Below are 15306 nucleotides of genomic sequence, written 5' to 3' on the forward strand. Positions count from 1 at the left end.
GCTACGCCCGCTCCAGCGCCTTCGCCCGCCGCCGCTGCACCGAGCTGCCGATGCCCATCGCCTCGCGGTATTTCGCCACCGTGCGGCGCGCGATGTCGAAGCCCTTGGCGTTGAGCAGGTCGACCAGCGTATCGTCGGACAGCACCTGATCGCCCTCCCCCGCGATCAGCGCCTTCAGCGCCGCGCGGACCGCCGCCGCCGACACCGCCTCGCCGCCGTCCGCCGCCTGGATCGCGCTGGTGAAGAAGTATTTCAGCTCGAACAGTCCGCGCGCACAATGGAGATATTTGTTCGACGTCACGCGGCTGACGGTCGATTCGTGCATCTCGATCGCGTCGGCGATGCGCGCCAGCGTCAGCGGCTTCAGGTGCGAGACGCCATGAAGGAAGAACGCCTCCTGCTGCCGGACGATCTCGGTCGCGACCTTGACGATCGTGCGCTGGCGCTGGTCCAGCGCCTTGACCAGCCAGTTGGCGCTGGCGAGCATATCGCCCAGCCACGCCTTCGACGCCTTGTCCTGCGCGCCCGACGCGAGCTGCGCGTGATAGCGGCGGTTGACCAGCACGCGCGGCAGCGTCGCGGCGTTGAGTTCGATCGTCCAGCCGTCGCGGCTGCGCGTCACGAACAGGTCGGGGACGACCGCCTGCACCGGGTCGCCGCCATAGCGGCAGCCGGGCTTGGGGTCATAGCCGCGCAGTTCGCGGATCATGTCCGCCATGTCCTCGTCGTCGACGCCGCACATCCGTTGCAGCCGCTTCACCTCGCCGCGCCCGAGCAGGTCGAGATTGTCGATCAACCGCGCCATGCACGGATCGTAGCGATCGGCCTCGCGTGCCTGCAACGCCAGACACTCCGCCAGGTCACGCGCACCGACGCCGGTCGGGTCGAAGGTCTGGATAGTGACGAGGACCGCCTCGACCCGCGCCAGCGGCACCCCGAGCCGCGTCGCCATGTCGAGCAGCGAGGCACGGAGATAACCGGCCTCGTCGATCTGGTCGATCAGCGCCTCGGCGATCCCGAGGTCGGTCGCCGCCACCGCCGTTCCAGCCTGCGCGCGGAGATGATCATGGAGGCTTTCGGGCGGCGCGCCGAGCGTGTCCAGGTCGGGCAGCTCCTCGCCGGCCGCGCCCGCGCCGACGGGGCCGGTCGACAGCGCCGCCTCGCTGGGTCCGTCGTCGAAGCGCTCGGCGGCGACGTCGACATCCAGCGCGCCCTCGCCCGCCGCGCTGTCCGCCTCGACGGGCGCGGCCTCGACCGGCTCGGGGGTGGAACGCCCGCTCGTCTGGTCGGCGGCGAGCAGCGGGTTGCGCTCGACTTCTTCGGCGATGAACGCCTCGATTTCCAGGTTCGACAGCGTCAGCAGCTTGATCGCCTGCTGCAATTGTGGCGTCATCACCAGCGACTGCGACTGGCGAAGCTGGAGCGAGGGGGCGAGGCTCATCGGCGCACGCGCATGGCCTAAAGCTCGAAGCTTTCGCCGAGGTACAGCCGCCGCACGTTGGCGTCCGCCACCAGCGCTTCCGGCGAGCCGCTGAACAGCACGCGGCCGTCGTAGATGATGTAGGCGCGGTCGACGATCTCCAGCGTCTCGCGGACGTTGTGGTCGGTGATGAGCACGCCGATGTCGCGGCGCTTCAGGTCCTTCACCAGATCGCGGATGTCGGCGATCGAGATCGGGTCGATGCCCGCGAACGGCTCATCCAGCAGCATGATCGAGGGCTCCGCGGCCAGCGCGCGCGCGATCTCGGCCCGGCGCCGCTCGCCGCCCGACAGCGCCATCGCCGGCGCCGACCGCAGTCGCGTCAGCCCGAACTCGTCAAGCAGCGTGTCGAGCTTCTGCTGGCGCACCGCCTTGTTCGGCTCCGATAGCTCCAGCACCGTCAGGATGTTCTTCTCGATCGACAGGCCGCGAAAGATCGAGGTCTCCTGCGGCAGATAGCCGAGCCCCAGGATCGCGCGGCGGTACATCGGCAGGCCGGTGATGTCGTCGCCGTCGAGCATGATGCGGCCCGAATCGGGCTTCACCAGCCCCATCACCGAATAGAAGCACGTCGTCTTGCCCGCACCGTTGGGTCCGAGCAGCCCGATCACCTCGCCACGGCCGACCGACACCGACACGTCGGTCAGCACCGATCGCTTGTCGTAGCTCTTGGCGATCGACACGACCTGCAGCCCGCGGTCGACGGGCGCCTCCTCCAGCGGGGCGTTCAGCGTGTCGGTGACGGCGTCCATCGGCAAGCGGCCTCGCAGCAAAGTGGTTAACGGTTCGCTACCGCCGACCTTGATGGCAGGATTCGTGCATGAGATCGGCGCCCGGCGCCAGCCCTACCGCCGATCGGGAACCGAGAAGGTGCCGGTGACGCGGCCACCGCGCGTGGTCGTGGCGCCGGACGGTGCACCCGCGCTGCCGGTCGACGAACCGTCGATCACCGCGCGCCCGGTATCGAGGTTGATCGTCAGCCGCCCGCCGTTGATCGTATTGCCGCCTTGCGTCAGCGTCACCGCGCCCAGCATGGTGATGACCCGCTTGTTGAGGTCGTAGATCGCATAGCTGGACCGCGCAGTCTGGTCGGGCCGGCGCACCGTGACGCCGCCGCTGGCGTCCAGCCGCGAGACCTGCGGGTTCCCGCCGACCACCTGCCCGGTATAGGCGACGGTCATCCGCGCGGCGGTGAGGTTCATCTCCGACTGCTTCACCGAGACGTTGCCCGACAACAACGCCCGGTTCGCCTTGTCCTGCAACTCGATATGGTCGGCGCCGAAATCGATCGGCGCGTTGGTGTTGTGGCCGCGCTGGGCCAGCGCGGGGCCGGCGACGGCGAGAACGAACAGGAGCGGAAGAACGCGCATGGCCGGTTACTTCGGACCTCGTGGCTGGATACGCAAGCGGGCATTGCCGTCGAGCGTCACCGTGCGCCCGGACAGATCGGCGTGCAGGCGATTGGCGGAGAAGGTCCCCTGCCGAACCGTGCCCGTCACCACGCCCCCGCTCTGCAATCGCCGCGCCTTCAGGTCCAGCGTCGCATCCGACGTGTCGAGCGCATAGCCGTCGGCGGCGCGGAACTGGATAGGGCCGTCGACATGCACCTGCTCGCTGTCCATGTCGTAGCGCCCGCGGTCGGCGTGGAGCCGCGCGGGGCCATCGGGCAGTTGCAGCCCCGCGTCGAGCCGGGTCAGTTCCACCACCGGCTGCGCCGAGGTGCGCTGGACCGCGGACCCCGCGTTCAGCGTGAACGCCTGACCCTTGGCGTCCTGCCCGCGATATTGCGCGGCCTGGATCTTCAGCCGCTCGTGCGCGACCGCGACCTTGTTCTTGTCGAGCACGAACGACACGTCGCCCGACTGATAGATCGGCGCCATCACCAGGAACGCCGCCAGCACGCCGACCCCGACCGGCAGCGCCACCGACAGCGTCGCGATCAGCCGGTCGTGGCTGCTGCCGGGCGCGGCCCACCGCTCGCGCGCGCTGCGCTCCCGCCTGGCCGCGTTCGAGACCGGCAGCACCTCAAGCATGCGCGAAGATATCGATCTCGGGCCAGCCGGCCAAGTCAAGCGCCGCGCGCGTCGGCAGGAAGTCGAAGCACGCCTGCGCTAGCGCCATCCGCCCCTCGCGCACCAATCGCCGCTCCAGCTCCGCCTTCAATCGGTGAAGGAAGCGCACGTCGGACGCGGCGTAATCCTTTTGCGCGTCCGACAGCTCCGGCCCGCCCCAGTCGGACGACTGCTGCTGTTTCGACAGGTCCTGCCCTAGCAGTTCCTTGACCAGCTCCTTCAGCCCGTGCCGATCGGTGTAGGTACGGATCAGCCGCGACGCGATCTTGGTATCCCAGGCGGGCGCGGCGACGATGCCGAGGTAATGCCCGAGCGCCGCGATGTCGAAGCGGCCGAAATGATAGAGCTTCAGCCGGGCCGGATCGCCGAGCAGCGCCTTCAGATTGGGCGCGGCATAGTCGCTGCCGGGGCCGAAGCGGACCAGATGCTCTTCCGCCCCGCCGTCCGACAACTGCACCACGCACAGCCGGTCGCGCGGGGTGATGAGCCCCATCGTCTCCGTATCGACGGCGATCGCGGCGCCCGGAGCGAACAGGTCGCCGGCGGGCAGGTCTTCCTCGTGCAGGTGAACGGTCATCGACGCTGCCCTAGCCGCGCCGCCCGGCGATGCAAACCGCTCAGTGCGTCGCGTTGCGTCGCCGTGAGAACAGGTTCAGCCCTTCGACCAGCCCCGCGAAGCCCATCGCGGCGTAGATATACCCCTTGGGTACGTGCACGCCGAACCCGTCGGCGATCAGCACCAGCCCGATCATCAGCAGGAACGCGAGCGCCAGCATCACCACCGATGGGTTCCTGGCGATGAAATTGCCCAGCGGATCGGCCGCGAGCAGCATCGCGCCGACCGCGATGACGACCGCGGCGATCATGATCGGCAGGTGATCGGTCATGCCGACCGCGGTCAGGATCGAATCGATCGAGAAGACGAGGTCCAGCGCCAGGATCTGCGCGATCGCCGAACCGATCGAGGGCGCGGGCCGCTCGGTCTTCTCCGCGCCGTCGCCGTGATCGTCCATGGTATGGCCGATCTCGGTGGTCGCCTTCCACAACAGGAACAGCCCGCCCGCGATCAGGATCAGGTCGCGCCACGAAAAAGCGGTCTCGAACGTCGGCTCGCCATGCGCGCCCGGTGCGCCGCGCAGCCCCAGGTCGATCACCGGCGCGGTCAGCCCGACCAGCCACGCGATCGCCGACAGCAGGAGCAGCCGCATCCCCAGCGCCAACCCGATGCCCAGCCGCCGTACCCGCTGCCGATCCGCTTCCGGCAGGCGGTTGGACAGGAGCGAGATGAAGACCAGATTGTCAATGCCGAGTACGATCTCCAGCACCACCAGGGTGAGCAGCGCGGCCCAGGCGGACGGGTCGGTCGCGAGCGTGAAAATGTCGGACATGCCCCAGTCCTGTGCCGTTCCTGCCACAATTACGCAAGGAAGCGCACCGGAGGACGACGAATCGCCTCGCGCGTGCTTGCGAAATGGGTTATGGACTGTTCGAGGCGCCAAAGATTTTTGCGCGTTCGGCCGGTTGCGTTCGTCGTCCGACGTCCGGTTTTGTTGAAGAGGACGAGTCGGGAAGACGAACAGGGTTATGGGTTACGACAAGGGTGGCCGCGGCAATCGTGGCGGACGCGGGCGCGACAAGCGCGACGATTTCGGCGGCGGCAGCAGTGATTTCGGCGGCGGTGGCGGCGGCGACTTCGGTGGCGGTAGCAGCTTCGGCGGCGGCGGTTTCGGCGGCGGTGGCAGCAGCTTCGGCGGCGGCGGCGGTGGGTTCCGTGGCGGCGGCGGTGGTGGCTTCGGCGGCGGTAGCGGTGGCGGCGGTGGGTTCCGCGGCGGCGGCGGTGGCGGCTTCGGTGGCGGCGGCGGCGGTGGGAACCGCATGCCCCCGCAGGTCGTCGGCGAGGGCACCGGCGTGGTCAAGTTCTTCAACGGTCAAAAGGGCTTCGGCTTCGTCGTCCGTGACGATGGCGGCGAGGACGTGTTCGTCCACATCTCCGCGGTCGAGCAGGCGGGCCTGTCCGGCTTGGCCGAGGGTCAGCCGCTCGGCTTCACCCTGGTCGATCGTGGTGGCCGCATCTCCGCGACCGACCTCAAGATCGACGGCGAGCCGATGGCCGTTACCGATCGCGCGCCCCCGCGTGAGCCCCGCGACAGCGGCGGCTTCGGCGACCGTGGTCCGCGTCAGGGCGGCGGTGGCTTCGGCGGTGGCGACCGCGGCGGCGCGCCGCAGCGCGAGCTGACCGGCGAAAAGGCGACGGGCACCGTCAAGTTCTTCAACGCCATGAAGGGCTTCGGCTTCATCCAGCGCGACGACGGCCAGCCGGATGCGTTCGTCCACATCTCCGCCGTCGAGCGCGCGGGCATGCCGACGCTCAACGAGGGCGACAAGCTCCAGTTCGAGCTGGAGGTCGACCGTCGCGGCAAGCATGCGGCGGTGAACCTCGCCCCGCTGGGCTGAGCCAGCTCATACCCGTCTGAAAGATGTAAGCCCGTCCGGACCTTCCGGGCGGGCTTCTTCTTGCCCGCCGGATCGCGTTTGTCCGCCACCGCCTCCTCCGGCGTCACGCCTCGCCGTAACTCAGGTCGCGCAGGAGGGGCACCGCGGTCGTCGCGTCGACCTCAAGCGCCACCTCGACGTCCTCGCCATAGCCCCAGCCGATGAGTTCACGGCCGGACCTGCTCGCGCGCACCACGTCGCCCAGCTCCATTGCCGCCGCCCGATACGTCGCCGCCGCCAGCCCGGCTTCCGCGTCGGCGGTCGCGCGTGACCCCGCGACGATCGCACCCGCGCCGAGCCAATCCTCGATCGCCGGCCGCAGCGACTGATCCGGCCAGCGCTCGCCCGCCGCGATGACGACGATGTTGCCGTCGCCCGCGATCCGGTCCGCCATTGCGGCGACCGCCGATGCATTGCGAAGACAGCCCGCGATCGTCGGCACATCGCCGGTCGCGAGCGACAGGCGTGCGCCGTTCGGCGACGGCAGCAGCACCCGCGCGCCGGGTTCGAGCATCTTCAGGCTGACCGGCGACAGGCTGAGCTGCCCGCCACCCGCGCCGCGCGGCGATGCCGCCACCGCCCCACGCCGCGCCGCCTCGGCGGTCGCCGCCGCCGGATCACCATAGGGAAAGGGGATCACCGTCGCGCCTCGCTCCACCGCGACGCTGACCGCCGTCGAGAAGGAAAGCACGTCGACGATCACGAAGACGGCCGCCCGATTCCGCCATGCCTCGATCCCGGCCAGGCCCCATTCGCACGCGATCGTCGGCATCGGCCTCGTCATGCCAGCGCGGATCGGCACAAGCCAAGGTAATCCGTGGAACGATCGCTAAGCGATGGCGCCGCCCCCGCCGGGGCGTGTAACGGGAGCGCGTGCGCGTGATTCTCTCCTTTGCCCTTCTCGCCGCCGCGCCTCAGGCAGCGCCCGCGCCCCAGACAGCGCCAGCGCCGACCTCGCCCATCCCCATCCTGACCGCCCGCATCGTCGCGCGCTTCCCACACGACACCAGCGCCTTCACCGAGGGGCTGCTATTCCACGACGGCGCGCTGTACGAGAGCACCGGGATGGAGGGCCGCTCCGACGTCCGGCGCGTCTCCCTCGCCGACGGCAAGGTCACCGCACGCGCGCGCATCCCCGCGAGCGAGTTCGGTGAGGGCCTCGCCGCCTGGGGCAGCGAGCTGGTCAGCCTTACCTGGCATGGCGGCGTCGCGCATCGCTGGGACATCCGTACGCTGAAGCCACGGGGCAACGGACGGTTCACCGGCGAAGGCTGGGGGCTGACCAGCGACGGCACGCAGCTGATCCAGTCGGACGGCACGCCGACGCTGCGCTTCCTCGATCCGCGCACGCTGGCGGTGCGCCGCACCGTATCGGTGACGCTGCGCGGCCGGCCGCTCGATCAGGTCAACGAGCTGGAATGGGTCGACGGCGCGCTGCTCGCCAACGTCTGGCACACGCCGTATCTGGTCCGTATCGACGCCGCGAGCGGGCGCGTCACCGCCGTGATCGACCTGCGCGCGGTGGTGGCACAGGTCCGCGTCACCGATCCGGAGGCGGTCGCCAACGGCATCGCCTGGGACGTCACGCACCGCCGCCTGTTCGTCACCGGCAAGCTCTGGCCCAGCGTCTTCCAGATCGCGCTCACCCCAGCAGGATGAGGCCAGCGCCGGCGAGGATGCCGCCCACCGCCGCCGCCCGCCGCCACGTCACCGACTCGCCCAGGAAGGCCACCGACAGGATCAGCGCGGTCACCATCCCGGTCTCGCGCAAGGCGGCGAGCGGCGCGGTCGGCCCGAGCGACAGCGCCCACAAGGCCAGCCCATAGGTGACGACCGACAGCGTCCCCGCCGCCGCACCGGGCCGCCATTGCGCGCGCAGGTCGGCGAACAGCCGCCCGCGCGTCAGCCCTGCGAACATCGCGATGCTGATCGCGCCGATCAGCACGAAGTCCCAGGCGATGTAGCTCGCCGGCGACGGCGCCGCGCGCACGCCGTGCGCGTCCGCGACGGTGTAGAGCGCGGTCATCGCGCCCGTCGTCAGCGCCCAGCCCAGCGCCTTCGCATCGAGGTGCCGGCCCAGCACCAGTGTCAGGATCGCCGCGCCGATCATCGCGATCCCCGCCAAATCGGCGATCGCGACCCGCTCGCCGAACAGCCCGACGCTGATCGCCGCCGTCAACAGCGGCGCGCTCCCCCGCATCACCGGATAGGCGGCGCTGAGGTCGGCGACGGCATAGGTGCGGATCATCGCGTAGAGGTAGACGAGGTGAACGGCGGCGCTGATCGCCAGCCAGCCGATCGCGCCGCTCGGCCATGCCACCAACAACGTCGCGGGCAGCAACAGCAGCGCGCTCGCCCCATCGGTGCTGCCGCGCGCGACCATGCGCGCGTGCAGCGGGTCGCTGGCCTGTGCCTTGGGGCCCTTCACGATCGCGTTGACGACCGCGTGGATCGCGCCGGACGCGACCATCATCGCGGCGGGGAGGATGAAGGGCGTCACGCCGGGTCGCGCGCGCGGCGCCATAGATCGCCCATCGCCAGATCGAGCGACGGCGGGATCACGGGCATCAGGCCCGATCCCGGATAGACGGTGAATTCGCCGAACCGCGGCTGGCCGGCGACTTCGTAGAGATCGACGCGCAGGAAGTCGTATCCCGCCGCCAGCGCCTCCGCCCCGGCGATCATGCGATCGAGCGACACGGGACGCGAGGGATCGCGATCGCCCGTCGCCGGCGAGGCCCGGCGCCACCGTCGGTCCATGACGATCCAACGGTGGCGGGTGGCGCGATCCAGGTGGACCTGCACGAACGCGACGCGGCCGCCGAAGACGAACAGCTTGTAGTCGACCGGCAATGTCGGGCCGTCGCCGAGATAGGGTTCGACCAGCAGACCGCGCGGCACGCCCGCATAGGCCCATTCGTCGAGCCAGCGACCATAGCCGTGGCGGGTCCAGCGCGCGGCGCGGCGCCGCGCTTCGGTCCAGTCGCGCCGATCGCGCACGACCATGACCTGACCGCAGCCGTGCCGTGCCTTCAGAACGAACGGGAACGGCCAGGGCGGCGCGTCCGGCAGCGTCCGGCCATGCCACAGCGTCGGGGTCACCCAGTCGCCTCCCAGCCGACCGGCGACCAGCGACTTGGCGGCGACCTTGTCCAGCAGGGCCGGCAGGCGCGGATCGCGGTCGCTCGCCTTGCGATGCATGACCCATTCGGTGAACAGCACCGGTCGGGCCAGCCGCAGGCGGCGGCGCAGGCGCCAGCCATAGGTCAGGTGAAGCCGCATCCGGGCGAGCAGACGCGGCGCGCGCCCTGCGGAACCGATACCGGAAAACGAGGTGCTCACCGGATGCCGATAGGGCGGTCGACCCGCCGGAGGACAGCGGTTTGTGCGGTCAGGTCATCAGCCGCTTGAGCGTGTCGATCCGGTCCGCCTCCGCCGCCGGCTTGTCGGTCCTGATCCGGGCGATGCGGGGGAAGCGCATGGCGACGCCGCTCTTGTGGCGGCCGGAGGCGTGGATCGAGTCGAACGCGATCTCCAGCACCATCGTCTTCTCGACCTCGCGCACCGGGCCGAAGCGGTTCAGTGTGTGGGTGCGTACAAAGCGGTCGAGTTCGGCGATCTCCTGATCGGTGATCCCCTGGTACGCCTTGCCGACCGGCAACAGCTCGCCCTCCTCGGTCCAGCAGCCGAAGGTGTAATCGGAATACCAGCTCGACCGGCGGCCGTTGCCGCGCTGCGCGTACATCATCACGCAGTCGGCGGTCAGCGGATCGCGCTTCCATTTATACCACAGCCCGGCACGGCGACCCTGGACGTACGGGCTGTCGCGTCGCTTGAGCATCATGCCCTCGATCGCGGCGTCGCGGGCACCCGCGCGGACCGCCTCGAGCGTGGTGAAGTCCTCCGCCTCGACGACCTGCGACAGGTCGAAGCGGTCGGGGTCTAGGCCGGTGACGAACCGCTCCAATCGCGCGCGTCGCTGCGTCCACGGCAACGCGCGGACATCCTCGGTGCCGTCGATCAGGATGTCGTAGAGCCGGACGAAGGCCGGATAGTCGGCCAGCATCTTCGCCGACACGACCTTGCGCCCGAGCCGCTGTTGCAGCGCGTTGAAGCTCGCCGCGCCACCGCCGTCGTCCAGCGCCCCGCCCTGGAACTCGCCCTTCACCAGCAGCTCGCCGTCGACCACACCCGGTTCCGCAAACGCGCTCGCGACATCGGGGAAGCTGCCGGTCACGTCGTCGCCGGTGCGGCTGTAGAGGCGAGTCTGCCCGGCCCCCTCCTTGTCGACGACATGGACGATCTGGACGCGGATGCCGTCCCACTTCCATTCGGCGACATAGTCGTCGAGCGACACGCGCGCGTCCTCCAGCGGGTGGGCGAGCATGAACGGACGGAACACGGGCACATCGGCGGCGGTCGGCTGCGCGCCGGTGCCCTGGCCCCAGGCGAACAGCTCCGGGTACGGCGCGTCGATGCCGTGCCACACCTCCTCCACCGCCTCGAGCTCCAGCCCGAAGGCTTGCGCGAAGGCGGTCTTGGCGAGGCGGGCGGACGCGCCGACGCGCATCGCGCCGGTCGCCATCTTGAGCAGCGCGAACCGCTCCTCCGCGTCGAGCCGGTCGAGCATCCCGGCGAGCACCGCCGGCGCGTCCGAGCGCGACAGGTGCTTCAGCCGGTCCACCGCCTCGGTGATCGACAGCGGCGCCGGATCGACCGGAGCCGTAGGCGCTGGCCAGAGCAGCGCCACGCACTCCGCGGTGTCGCCGACATAGTCGCGGCTCATCCGGAACAGCACGGGGTGGACGCGGCTCTCGATCAGCGCGCGGATCAGCGCCGGCTTGACCGCGGGCAGGTCCAGCTCCTCGGTCAGCGCCGCCATCGCCCAGCCCCGGTCGGGATCGGGTGTCGCCTGCAGGTAATCGGCGATCAGCTTCAGCTTGCCGTTACGCCCGCGCGTATAGATCAGACTGTCCAGGAGCGCGGCGAAGGTGTGCATCCGCGGGTAACGCGTCGGCAGCGGGTTCCGTTTCGGCCGCGTGCGGTATGCAGCAACGATGGCGCGGCGATCCTCATCCGGCAGGGTCGAGCGTGACGGGCGATCTGGCGGGCCGAGAGATTGCGTCTCGCCCGCCGATCGGGGCAGGAGTGTCGCATGGAGCAGCGCTTGCGAAAGAGACGTAAATTCGGCCGGGTGGTGCTGGTGCTCGCGCTCATCGTCGGCGTCGTGGCGCTGGTCGGTTACCGCAACGCTCGCGCCGACCCGGTGGTGCCGCGGCTGACGGTGCGGCTGCCCGGCTGGCCCGCCGGCGCGGCCCCGGTCACCGTCGCGCTGCTGTCGGACATCCATATCGGCAGCCCGGCGACCGACGAGGATCGCCTGACGCGCGTCGTGGCGCAGGTAAACGCGCTGCGGCCCGATCTGGTGGTGATCGCCGGTGACTTCGTGGCGGGGCACGATCCGGTGAAGGGGCGTGACTATGCGGCGCGGCTGACGCGACCGCTGGCCGGACTGCACGCACGGCTGGGCGTGGTGGCGGTGCTGGGCAATCACGATCACTGGACCGCGCCGGTCGAGGTACGGCGCGCGCTGGAGCGGGCCGGGATCACCGTGCTGGCGAATCAGGCGACAGCGCGCGGGCCGCTGGCGGTGATCGGGATCGACGACGGCTTCTCGGGCCATGCCGACGTGGGCCGGGCGCTGGCGGCGGCGCGAGGAGTGCCCGGCGCGCGCGTCGTGCTGACGCATACGCCCGACACCACGAAGCAGCTGCCGCGCGGCGAGGCGGCGCTGTTGCTGGCCGGGCACACGCATTGCGGGCAGGCGGTGCTGCCGCTGGTCGGGTCGCTGGCGCTGCATCGCTATGGCGAAGCGCTCTACGACCCGCGCTACGAGTGCGGCGCGGTGCGCGATCCGGGTCGGCTGGTGCTGGTCACCGGCGGCATCGGCGCCAGCCTGCCGCTGCGCTACGGCGCGCCGCCGGACCTGTGGCTGCTGACGCTCGGTCCCTAGCCGGCCCCTAGCCGGCCCCTAGCCGGCGTCGTAGGCCGCCAGTTCATAGGCGATCGACGCTTCGACCAGCCGGTCCCACAGGTCGGCCAGCACCGCCTCCGGCAACCCCGCCGCCCGCGCCAGCGCGCGGACGTTGTCGATCACCTGCGCCTTGCGCGCTTCGTCGCGGACGGCGTCGCGGCTCGGTTTGATCCGCGCCGCCGCGTCCATATAGGCGAAACGACGGGCGAGCAGCGCCACCAGTTCCTGATCGACCTGGTCGACGCCGGCGCGGACCTCCGCCATCGTGGTGCAGTCGGGGCCGGCCAGGATCGCCGCGGGCGTCGTCATCCGCGCCGCTTAGCCGGTTGCGCGGCCAAGTCCATCACGGACCTTTACGCTGTCCTACACCTCGCCGGCCGTGGCATCGACGCCGCCGCTCTTTGACCCGACCGGACGACCAAGCCGACGCCGTTTCCGGCGCCGATCGGACGCAGCGTTTTGGTGTAACCTTTGGTCACCTTTGGCCGGGTGCGGCTCTTTCGGACGAACCTCGGACGCTCAAAACAACCGGCCGCCGTTCGGCACCGGCTGGCCCGGCGCGATCAGTACGACTGCGCCCGCCGCATCGGGAAAGCCGAGCGTCAGCACCTCGGACAGAAACTTGCCGATCTGGCGCGGCGGGAAGTTGACCACGGCCGCGACCTGACGCCCGACCAGCGCCTCGGGTGTGTAATGCTCGGTCACCTGCGCCGACGAGCGCTTGACGCCGATCGTCGGGCCGAAGTCGATGCGGAGCTTGAGCGCCGGCTTGCGCGCCTCCGGAAAGGGCTCGGCGGCGACGACGGTGCCGACGCGGATGTCGACCCGCAGGAAGTCGTCGAAGCCGATCGCCTCGGCCGCCGGCGCGGCGGGATCGGGAACCAGATGCATCAGAAGTCCACATTGTCGTAATGCTGCGGCGGCGCGACCATCTCCATCCGCTCGCTCAGCAGCGGGCGGAAACTGGGGCGGCTCTTCAGCCCGCGATACCAGCGCGCCGTCTGTTCGTGCCCCTTCCAGTCGATGCCGCCGAGATAGTCGGTGACCGAAATCTGCGCCGCCGCCGCCAGATCGGCGAGGCTCATCGTCGCCCCGCCCAGCCACTGGCGGTGATCGAGCAGATAGTCGGTATAGTCGAGATGCTTGATCGCGCCCTTCATCGCCTCGCGCAGGTGCCGCGCCTCGGGCGCTTGCCCGTGCGCGACGCGCTTTTCCATCCGCTCGAACAGCAGCGGGCCGGTGACGTCGCGGAAGAAATCGGTGTCGAACCAGGTGACGAGGCGGCGAATTTCCGCGCGGTTGACGGCGGTGCCGTTGATCATCGCCGTCTTGTCGACGGTCTCCTCCAGATATTCGCAGATCGCCATCGAATCGATCAGGACGATGCCGCGCCCCGCATCGACCATCACCGGCGTCTGGCCGGCGGGGTTCATGTCGATGAACTCGTCGCGCCGCGCCCAGGGCGATTCGCGCACCAGCTCATAGCCGATGCCCTTCTCGCCGAGCAGCAGGCGCACCTTGCGGCTGAAGGGGCACAGGGGGAATTGGAAAAGCTGCCACATGGCATCGTCGTTAGGCCAGCGGACGAGGCGCGGGAAGCGGTTGCGCGGCCGAGCCGTCATTTCTAGAAAGAACGCGACTTTTCTGGAAAGAGCCGATGGGCATCAGCATCAAGCATGACGAATATGAACGCGCGATCCGTCAGCTCGCGACCGAACGCGGCCTGTCCCTGACCGACGCGATCGGCATCGCGGTTCGCAACGAGCTCAAACGGGAGGGCACGCCCGTGCGCTTCGAGTCCTACCTGCACCAGATCCGCGAGGCACAGACCATCATCGCGACGATGCCGGTGCTCGATCCGCGAACGCCCGACGAAATCCTCGGCTATGACGAGCACGGCCTGCCGACATGATCGCGCTGGATACGTCGGCGCTCGTCACGATCCTCGAACAGGAACCAGAGGCCGACCTGTATGCGGAAACGATGGCGGCTGCCGATCGGCTGTTGATCGGTATGCCGACGATCCTGGAACTGCGGCTGGTGATGACGGCGCGGGTCGGCGCCCTCACGGCGGAGAAAGCGATTGCCGCGCTGCTGGCCGACACGGTCGAGCAAATCGCTTTCGGCCGGCCGCACCTCATTGCCGCGACCGGCGCGCTTGATCGCTTCGGCAAGGGTCGCCACCGCGCCGCGCTCAACTTCGGGGACTGCATGGCCTATGCGGTGGCGGCGGTCGCCGGGTGTCCGCTGCTCTACAAGGGCGATGACTTCGCCCAGACGGATATCATGTCGGCGCTAACCGCCTGACCCTCAATAGTCGGAACCGTCTCGATCCCCGCCCGCACCTAGCGCCGCGATCACCGGCGCAAGCGCGGCGTCGAGACGGTCGGCGGTGCGCTTCAACTCGCGCGCCTGCCTTGCGGCGCCGCCGGCCACCGCCGCAGCGGTGCCCATCGTGCGGCGCGTGCCCTGATAGAGGTGGTCGTCGAAGCGCGGGTCGTCGCGCCGCACGAGATCGCCCAGGGTGTCGGTAGCCCGCACCCGGTCGCGCGGATCGGTCAGCGCCGCCGCCGGCCCGACATGGGTGTCGAGCACGATCCCGACCAGCTGCGTCAGCGATCGTGCCGCCAGTTCCTGAACGGTCGGATCGCCGAGCGCGGCGACCGCCTGCTCGGGTGTCGGACGGTGGTGCTCGGCCGGTGCCGCGATGGCGGGAGCGGCGACGACAAGACCAAGGGCGGCAAAAGCGACGCGCATGGGGACCTCTCGAAAGCTGACTGGGATGCGGACGACTCCGCACCCGAACGCTTGCATCATAGCAGCTTAACGGCAGCTGGCCAACGCACGCCGGTCGCGTGTGGCCTTCGCGCGGTCGCACCGTTAAAGCCAGGGGATGAGCGACGGGTTCGAGACGGTGGCGATCAGCTATAGCCAGCCGGAGGCGGCGGTGATGATGTCGTTCCTCGCCTGGCACGGCATCGACGCCTATGCGCTGAGCGAACACGCGCGCACCGACATGGGGCTGGTGACGGCGCTGGGCGGCATCCCGGTGCGGGTGCACTGGACGCTGATCGATGAGGCCCGCGCGCTGCTGGCCGACGTGACGCCACCGACGCCGTGGACGCCGCCCCCGCCACGCCGCGGCCTTTGGTTCAAGGTGAAGGCGGTAGGCTGCTTCCTGCTCGGGTCGCCGCCGCCACCCCCCGTCAGGGCCGAGCTGCGCTAAG

General features: G+C 69.9%; 20 protein-coding genes. 6 read left to right on the forward strand and 14 right to left on the reverse strand.

What is annotated here, in order from left to right; all coding sequences use genetic code 11:
• Position 1: 1 nt before the first annotated feature.
• From rpoN to ACOFKS_RS09500, 6 genes are all read right to left on the reverse strand, one after another.
• Complete coding sequence (gene rpoN / locus ACOFKS_RS09475; protein ID WP_419808995.1) at positions 2-1441, reverse strand: RNA polymerase factor sigma-54; 1440 nt, start codon at positions 1439-1441, stop codon at positions 2-4.
• A gap of 17 nt (positions 1442-1458) precedes the next feature.
• Entirely contained in the window at positions 1459-2232 is a 774-nt protein-coding gene (gene lptB, locus ACOFKS_RS09480; RefSeq protein ID WP_419808996.1) for an LPS export ABC transporter ATP-binding protein, read from the reverse strand.
• 93 nt (positions 2233-2325) lie between these two features.
• Complete coding sequence (locus tag ACOFKS_RS09485; protein ID WP_419808997.1) at positions 2326-2850, reverse strand: LptA/OstA family protein; 525 nt, start codon at positions 2848-2850, stop codon at positions 2326-2328.
• 6 nt (positions 2851-2856) lie between these two features.
• Complete coding sequence (gene lptC / locus ACOFKS_RS09490) at positions 2857-3513, reverse strand: LPS export ABC transporter periplasmic protein LptC (protein ID WP_419808998.1); 657 nt, start codon at positions 3511-3513, stop codon at positions 2857-2859.
• Positions 3506-4129: a ribonuclease D gene (locus ACOFKS_RS09495; protein WP_419808999.1), complete on the reverse strand. Its 624-nt coding sequence runs from the start codon at positions 4127-4129 to the stop codon at positions 3506-3508. The genes lptC and ACOFKS_RS09495 overlap by 8 nt, the downstream gene beginning before the upstream one ends.
• Before the next feature lie 40 nt (positions 4130-4169).
• Positions 4170-4940: a TerC family protein gene (locus tag ACOFKS_RS09500; protein ID WP_419809000.1), complete on the reverse strand. Its 771-nt coding sequence runs from the start codon at positions 4938-4940 to the stop codon at positions 4170-4172.
• A gap of 196 nt (positions 4941-5136) precedes the next feature.
• Between ACOFKS_RS09500 and ACOFKS_RS09505 the strand changes: the two genes are divergently transcribed.
• Complete coding sequence (locus tag ACOFKS_RS09505) at positions 5137-6006, forward strand: cold-shock protein (protein WP_419809001.1); 870 nt, start codon at positions 5137-5139, stop codon at positions 6004-6006.
• 103 nt (positions 6007-6109) lie between these two features.
• On the opposite strand, the gene ACOFKS_RS09510 is transcribed toward ACOFKS_RS09505, so the two are convergent.
• Complete coding sequence (locus ACOFKS_RS09510; RefSeq protein ID WP_419809002.1) at positions 6110-6829, reverse strand: 2-phosphosulfolactate phosphatase; 720 nt, start codon at positions 6827-6829, stop codon at positions 6110-6112.
• A gap of 89 nt (positions 6830-6918) precedes the next feature.
• Here ACOFKS_RS09510 and ACOFKS_RS09515 point away from each other — a divergent pair, with 89 nt between their 5' ends.
• Positions 6919-7704, forward strand: a complete 786-nt coding sequence (locus ACOFKS_RS09515; RefSeq protein WP_419809003.1) for a glutaminyl-peptide cyclotransferase — start codon at positions 6919-6921, stop codon at positions 7702-7704.
• Here ACOFKS_RS09515 and ACOFKS_RS09520 read toward each other — a convergent pair.
• From ACOFKS_RS09520 to ACOFKS_RS09530, 3 genes are read right to left on the reverse strand one after another with little or no spacing between them, the layout of a single operon-like run.
• Entirely contained in the window at positions 7688-8569 is an 882-nt protein-coding gene (locus ACOFKS_RS09520; RefSeq protein ID WP_419809004.1) for an EamA family transporter, read from the reverse strand. The genes ACOFKS_RS09515 and ACOFKS_RS09520 overlap by 17 nt on opposite strands.
• A complete protein-coding gene (locus ACOFKS_RS09525) occupies positions 8542-9387 on the reverse strand; it encodes an ATP-grasp fold amidoligase family protein (RefSeq protein ID WP_419809005.1) in 846 nt (281 codons plus the stop codon). Before ACOFKS_RS09525 ends, ACOFKS_RS09520 begins: the two co-directional genes overlap by 28 nt.
• A gap of 49 nt (positions 9388-9436) precedes the next feature.
• Complete coding sequence (locus tag ACOFKS_RS09530) at positions 9437-11044, reverse strand: cisplatin damage response ATP-dependent DNA ligase (RefSeq protein WP_419809006.1); 1608 nt, start codon at positions 11042-11044, stop codon at positions 9437-9439.
• A gap of 168 nt (positions 11045-11212) precedes the next feature.
• Here ACOFKS_RS09530 and ACOFKS_RS09535 point away from each other — a divergent pair, with 168 nt between their 5' ends.
• Positions 11213-12058, forward strand: a complete 846-nt coding sequence (locus ACOFKS_RS09535) for a metallophosphoesterase (RefSeq protein ID WP_419809007.1) — start codon at positions 11213-11215, stop codon at positions 12056-12058.
• An 18-nt stretch (positions 12059-12076) separates the two neighbouring features.
• Here the strand turns inward: ACOFKS_RS09535 and ACOFKS_RS09540 are convergent, their stop codons facing one another.
• From ACOFKS_RS09540 to ACOFKS_RS09550, 3 genes are all read right to left on the reverse strand, one after another.
• Positions 12077-12388, reverse strand: coding sequence for a chorismate mutase (locus ACOFKS_RS09540; protein WP_419809008.1), 312 nt, complete (start codon positions 12386-12388; stop codon positions 12077-12079).
• Between the two features lie 210 nt (positions 12389-12598).
• Positions 12599-12970 carry a tRNA-binding protein gene (locus ACOFKS_RS09545; RefSeq protein WP_419809009.1) on the reverse strand — a complete coding sequence of 124 codons (372 nt, stop codon included), beginning with the start codon at positions 12968-12970 and terminating at the stop codon, positions 12599-12601.
• Positions 12970-13641, reverse strand: coding sequence for a glutathione S-transferase family protein (locus tag ACOFKS_RS09550; protein WP_419809010.1), 672 nt, complete (start codon positions 13639-13641; stop codon positions 12970-12972). The genes ACOFKS_RS09545 and ACOFKS_RS09550 overlap by 1 nt, the downstream gene beginning before the upstream one ends.
• 95 nt (positions 13642-13736) lie before the next feature.
• On the opposite strand from ACOFKS_RS09550, the gene ACOFKS_RS09555 reads away from it, so the two are divergent.
• Both ACOFKS_RS09555 and ACOFKS_RS09560 read left to right on the forward strand, forming a co-directional pair.
• Entirely contained in the window at positions 13737-13991 is a 255-nt protein-coding gene (locus tag ACOFKS_RS09555; protein WP_419809011.1) for a type II toxin-antitoxin system VapB family antitoxin, read from the forward strand.
• Positions 13988-14386, forward strand: coding sequence for a type II toxin-antitoxin system VapC family toxin (locus tag ACOFKS_RS09560; RefSeq protein ID WP_419809012.1), 399 nt, complete (start codon positions 13988-13990; stop codon positions 14384-14386). Before ACOFKS_RS09555 ends, ACOFKS_RS09560 begins: the two co-directional genes overlap by 4 nt.
• Before the next feature lie 3 nt (positions 14387-14389).
• Here ACOFKS_RS09560 and ACOFKS_RS09565 read toward each other — a convergent pair whose 3' ends face one another.
• Positions 14390-14836 carry a hypothetical protein gene (locus ACOFKS_RS09565; protein ID WP_419809013.1) on the reverse strand — a complete coding sequence of 149 codons (447 nt, stop codon included), beginning with the start codon at positions 14834-14836 and terminating at the stop codon, positions 14390-14392.
• 136 nt (positions 14837-14972) lie between these two features.
• Between ACOFKS_RS09565 and ACOFKS_RS09570 the strand changes: the two genes are divergently transcribed.
• Complete coding sequence (locus ACOFKS_RS09570; protein ID WP_419809014.1) at positions 14973-15305, forward strand: hypothetical protein; 333 nt, start codon at positions 14973-14975, stop codon at positions 15303-15305.
• Position 15306: the final 1 nt, after the last annotated feature.

Origin of the sequence: Sphingomonas sp., from assembly GCF_965200135.1 — a bacterium.
Lineage (GTDB): Bacteria > Pseudomonadota > Alphaproteobacteria > Sphingomonadales > Sphingomonadaceae > Sphingomonas.

Coding starts and splice junctions, on each gene's coding strand:
- rpoN (WP_419808995.1), bottom strand. CDS start 1,441: ATGAGCCTCGCCCCCTCGCTCCAGCTTCGCCAGTCGCAGTCGCTGGTG.
- lptB (WP_419808996.1), bottom strand. CDS start 2,232: ATGGACGCCGTCACCGACACGCTGAACGCCCCGCTGGAGGAGGCGCCC.
- ACOFKS_RS09485 (WP_419808997.1), bottom strand. CDS start 2,850: ATGCGCGTTCTTCCGCTCCTGTTCGTTCTCGCCGTCGCCGGCCCCGCG.
- lptC (WP_419808998.1), bottom strand. CDS start 3,513: ATGCTTGAGGTGCTGCCGGTCTCGAACGCGGCCAGGCGGGAGCGCAGC.
- ACOFKS_RS09495 (WP_419808999.1), bottom strand. CDS start 4,129: ATGACCGTTCACCTGCACGAGGAAGACCTGCCCGCCGGCGACCTGTTC.
- ACOFKS_RS09500 (WP_419809000.1), bottom strand. CDS start 4,940: ATGTCCGACATTTTCACGCTCGCGACCGACCCGTCCGCCTGGGCCGCG.
- ACOFKS_RS09505 (WP_419809001.1), top strand. CDS start 5,137: ATGGGTTACGACAAGGGTGGCCGCGGCAATCGTGGCGGACGCGGGCGC.
- ACOFKS_RS09510 (WP_419809002.1), bottom strand. CDS start 6,829: ATGACGAGGCCGATGCCGACGATCGCGTGCGAATGGGGCCTGGCCGGG.
- ACOFKS_RS09520 (WP_419809004.1), bottom strand. CDS start 8,569: ATGGCGCCGCGCGCGCGACCCGGCGTGACGCCCTTCATCCTCCCCGCC.
- ACOFKS_RS09530 (WP_419809006.1), bottom strand. CDS start 11,044: ATGCACACCTTCGCCGCGCTCCTGGACAGTCTGATCTATACGCGCGGG.
- ACOFKS_RS09540 (WP_419809008.1), bottom strand. CDS start 12,388: ATGACGACGCCCGCGGCGATCCTGGCCGGCCCCGACTGCACCACGATG.
- ACOFKS_RS09545 (WP_419809009.1), bottom strand. CDS start 12,970: ATGCATCTGGTTCCCGATCCCGCCGCGCCGGCGGCCGAGGCGATCGGC.
- ACOFKS_RS09550 (WP_419809010.1), bottom strand. CDS start 13,641: ATGTGGCAGCTTTTCCAATTCCCCCTGTGCCCCTTCAGCCGCAAGGTG.
- ACOFKS_RS09555 (WP_419809011.1), top strand. CDS start 13,737: ATGGGCATCAGCATCAAGCATGACGAATATGAACGCGCGATCCGTCAG.
- ACOFKS_RS09560 (WP_419809012.1), top strand. CDS start 13,988: ATGATCGCGCTGGATACGTCGGCGCTCGTCACGATCCTCGAACAGGAA.
- ACOFKS_RS09565 (WP_419809013.1), bottom strand. CDS start 14,836: ATGCGCGTCGCTTTTGCCGCCCTTGGTCTTGTCGTCGCCGCTCCCGCC.
- ACOFKS_RS09570 (WP_419809014.1), top strand. CDS start 14,973: ATGAGCGACGGGTTCGAGACGGTGGCGATCAGCTATAGCCAGCCGGAG.